Here is a 2,498-nt window from a genome sequence, read left to right on the forward strand (position 1 = left end):
AGTTTCCGGAGCCATCGGTATGTGGTAGCAGGGGGCCGGCCGAGAGGCCCACGTAGCCGTCCTCGCCCTCTACCGCCGGGATGTGCCGAACGACGGTCACCGTGTCCGGGTCGGCATCGCGATGCATGAGCAGTTCACCGAATCCGGCACTGAACTCTACGAGTTGCTGCCGGGACTCAAGCCGGAACCGCGCGATGCCGTCGGATGCGGCCAAGCTCTTTAGCGAGTCGACCCGCGCGATATCAGACTCCTCAATGACCACGGTCATGAGTGGATGGCCTCCCCTGAGAATGCTGAAGCTTGTTGATTCCGATCCTGATTGACGTCCGATATCCCTCGGGCAGGTTGATGTTGTCGAGCTCGTGAGAATGAAAGAACGCCAGATCCGTATGTTCATCGCCGAGGACAAATGAGACATCCCCGCGCGGCTGTGCGAGGTAACTGGTGACGGCGACGCGTCCCTCCCCCGCGATGTCGTAATACCAGGTGTCGACGATGGAGCCCACCACGATGTCGAGGCCGGCCTCTTCGTGGACCTCGCGCCGTACTGTTTCCTGCGGTGACGCGTCTTGAGCCTCGGCGCGACCACCCAAGAGTTCCCATTCACCTCGGGGGTTGGTGCCCAGCAAAACGCGCATCTCGGAGTCGAGAAGAATAGCTTTGAATGACGTTTCGATCTTATTGATCCTCTCCCTCGAAGGTTTTCCCGGCGGCGGCCATGATTTCTTTTCTGCTGGACGGCATGGCAGGCCGCTCGTGGTAAAGATGGGTCAAAAGCTCGGGGTGGCGCAGGATCGGTGCAACCTTGTCTGCACGGTCGGCGAAGTCGCGGTCCTCGCCTCCCCAGCCTTTGAAGTTTTCGTCGAAGCCTCCGGCCGACTTGAAGGCTTCACGAGTGATCCAAACGCAGCCGCCCACCGGATGTGTAATGAGATACCCGTTGTAGTCCCGCCCTGGGTGGTAACCGTTGGAGGCCATCGCGGCGGCGTCGCCTGGTAGCAGGCAGAACATGTCGCTGTACGGCAAGTGCAAGCGACCGGGAGCCTGCGACACCCGGGCAGCGTTCCTGAGGATGAAGTCCCTGTCGGGCAGGATGTCGCCGTCGAGCAGGCACAGGATGCTGTCATCGGCAGCTTGCTCGGCTCCTCGGTTCATGGCAAGTGCCCGGTTGAAAGGGCCCGTGTACTCGACATGGATGTAGTTGTCCACCGCCGTCCCTGGCCTGGTCGACACCGTCGGCACATCCGACTCCTCGACCACAGTGATCTGGTAGCTAGAGCGCTCGGCCGTCTGGTGTTCCAGAGCCGACAGGACCGCACCGAGATTCCGGGCGCGCAGCGGATTGTCTGGTGTCGACCGATAGGGGATGACGACCTCGACCGGACGATCCACCAACAGGGTCGGATCCGTCTTCGGGTCATTGGGGAGCGGCGACCGGTGAAATACCAGTCGCGTCTCAGCCTCGATCATGGAGGCCATACGCTCCAGATTCGGCGACATGTGAGGCGAAATCAGCCGACGGCAATAGTCGAAGACGTGCGCCGGGCTGGACGTTGCCCGCTCGCGCAGGTGATCGACATCCTCTAGTCGGCCTCCGACGACGCTCGCAAAGAACGCGAAAGCAATCTCGTTGAGCTGGCGGCTTGATGACCAGCACGTCGCACTCACCGTTCGGGAGGTGTCGTCGAGATGGGTCACGACGGCACCCGCCACCCAGGAGACGGAGTCGATGTCGCGGGCCGGGAAAACGGGCATGAGGTCCTACCGTTCAGGCTTGATCGTGGACGGCGTACTCGTGGGACTTGTTGGAGGTGGGGTCCCAGATGTAACGGCTTGCCGATGGCCCCGGCCTGACGGCTGTTGTGTGCTGCCGATGCCGCCAATCAGTGAGCCGATGACGACGATTGCCAAGATGCAGGACCACAGGACCGGCGGGTTCTCCAGTCCAAGACCGATCGCGGCCGGCCCCAAGGCGTAGGAGAAGGTCCACGTGGTCTGGAAGACGGCCATGTACGGGGCCTCGTGGCCCTCTGGAGCATGCTCGACGGCCAGGGCGGACGCGGTCGGCTTGCTGATGATCTCGCTTCCGGCAAGCAGGACCGTCGCACCAACAGCGAGTGAGATACGGGCGCCACCGGACAGGTCGGCCAAACCGAGGACGGCGATCACGCCGAAAGCCGACGATGTCGCGCTGAGGGCCAGGACGGTTCGCCTCGACCAGTTGGCGGCGTAGTGCACGAGCGGCACTTGTACCAAGCTGATGACCGTGTAGCGGACGGTGAGCAGGACAGCGGCCAGGGCAGGGACCTCGCCCAGGTGTTCGGTGAGATACAGAGGGAAAGCCACGCCGGGGATGATCCAGCTTGCCGAAAGAGAGGTCTGCGACACGACTAGCTTCATGAACCCTCGATCGCTTAGAGCGGCGCGAAGGGATACCGGATTCTTTTCGGCCTGAATTCTGCTGTCCGGAATGCCAACCAGCAGAAGGAGTCCTATGA

The 2,498-nt window shown here is 62.2% G+C and carries 4 protein-coding genes; all 4 read right to left on the reverse strand.

The features are described from left to right. A partial coding sequence (locus VXC91_RS44515) for a hypothetical protein (RefSeq protein ID WP_329513034.1) occupies positions 1 to 268 on the reverse strand: 268 nt, incomplete at its 3' end. Then, complete coding sequence (locus VXC91_RS44520; RefSeq protein ID WP_329513037.1) at positions 252 to 767, reverse strand: NUDIX hydrolase; 516 nt, start codon at positions 765 to 767, stop codon at positions 252 to 254. The genes VXC91_RS44515 and VXC91_RS44520, both read right to left, overlap by 17 nt. Beyond that, complete coding sequence (locus tag VXC91_RS44525; protein ID WP_329513035.1) at positions 679 to 1,755, reverse strand: glycosyltransferase family 2 protein; 1,077 nt, start codon at positions 1,753 to 1,755, stop codon at positions 679 to 681. Before VXC91_RS44525 ends, VXC91_RS44520 begins: the two co-directional genes overlap by 89 nt. A gap of 6 nt (positions 1,756 to 1,761) precedes the next feature. Continuing rightward, the coding region (locus VXC91_RS44530) for an MFS transporter (RefSeq protein WP_329513036.1) at positions 1,762 to 2,498 on the reverse strand (737 nt) is incomplete at its 5' end.

This window comes from Streptomyces chiangmaiensis (genome assembly GCF_036281785.1).
Classification (GTDB): domain Bacteria; phylum Actinomycetota; class Actinomycetes; order Streptomycetales; family Streptomycetaceae; genus Streptomyces; species Streptomyces chiangmaiensis.